The sequence below is a fragment of the Brevundimonas sp. genome (assembly GCF_032107865.1).
Taxonomy (GTDB): Bacteria; Pseudomonadota; Alphaproteobacteria; order Caulobacterales; family Caulobacteraceae; genus Brevundimonas.
Genome location: NZ_DAMCNG010000406.1, coordinates 1 through 1,046, shown reverse-complemented (window position 1 = coordinate 1,046; position 1,046 = coordinate 1). Strand labels below are relative to the sequence as shown.

The window sequence follows — 1,046 nt, the reverse complement described above, 5'->3', positions numbered from 1 at the left end:
CGGCGGCGCCGGGCGCGGCCAGATCAGCACAGCCGCCGCGAAGGGCAGCCCCAGCCATCGCCACCGCCCGCGCCACAGACACATGAACAGAATGCCCAGGAAGGCGATCGGCAGGGCCGCCGCCGGAGCGCTGGGGATCGTCTGCACCGCCCCCGGCAGGCCCGCCGCCCAGTGGCCTATCGCCAGCATGACGTCCACCGACTTGCCCGCCAGCCACAGGAAGGGCGCGCCCAGGCCCAGCGGCTCCAGCGCCGCGCCCAACGCCAGGGCGGGCATCATGATGAAGTCCGCCAGCGGCGCCGTCGCCAGATTGGCGATCAGCCCATAGACGGCCGTGCGGTTGAAATGCTGCATGGCGAACGGCCCCGTCGCCATGCCCGCCACCAGACTGGCGGCGCACGCGGCCAGCAGCCAGCTGCCGAACCTCTGCACCGCGACGATGGGCCAGGGCGCGGCGAACTCGCGGATACGGCGCGGCCAGACCTCAACCAGGGCGACCAGAGCCGCCGTCGCCGCAAACGACATCTGGAACCCCGGCGTCACCACGGCTTCCGGCCGCAGCAACAGCACGACAAAAGCCGCCGCCGCCAGCGCCCGCATCGTTACCGCCTGCCGGTCCGCCAGTACGGCCAGAAAGGCGATGGAGGCCGTCACCGCCGCCCGCTCGGCCGGCGGCGGTGAACCCGAAATAACCAGATAGGTTCCGACCGCGACCAGGCCTGCGATCGCCGCGACCTTCTTGCCCGACACGCGCAGCGCCAGCCACAGCCAGGCCGCGACCAGCAGACGCACCGCGAAGAAGACGAAGCCGCCGACGACCGCCATATGCAGACCCGAGATCGACAGAATGTGCGCCAGTCCCGAATCCCGCATGGCGTCCAGATCCGGGCTCTGGATCCAGGTCTCGTGCCCCGTGGTCATGGCCGCCGCCACGCCGCCTGTCCGCTCGCCCAGGCGCGCGACGATCCGTTCGGCCAGGGCGTAGCGCATGGCGTTGACCCGCATCGCCATCCGCACGCGCCAGGGCGGCGGCGCCAGATCGGCGG

The 1,046-nt window shown here is 72.0% G+C and carries 1 protein-coding gene; it reads right to left on the bottom strand.

Translation table 11 applies throughout. From position 1 onward, the window contains the following. Window positions 1–1,046 (bottom strand): ComEC/Rec2 family competence protein (locus RT567_RS17175; protein ID WP_313577381.1); only part of this gene is annotated, 1,046 nt, incomplete at both ends.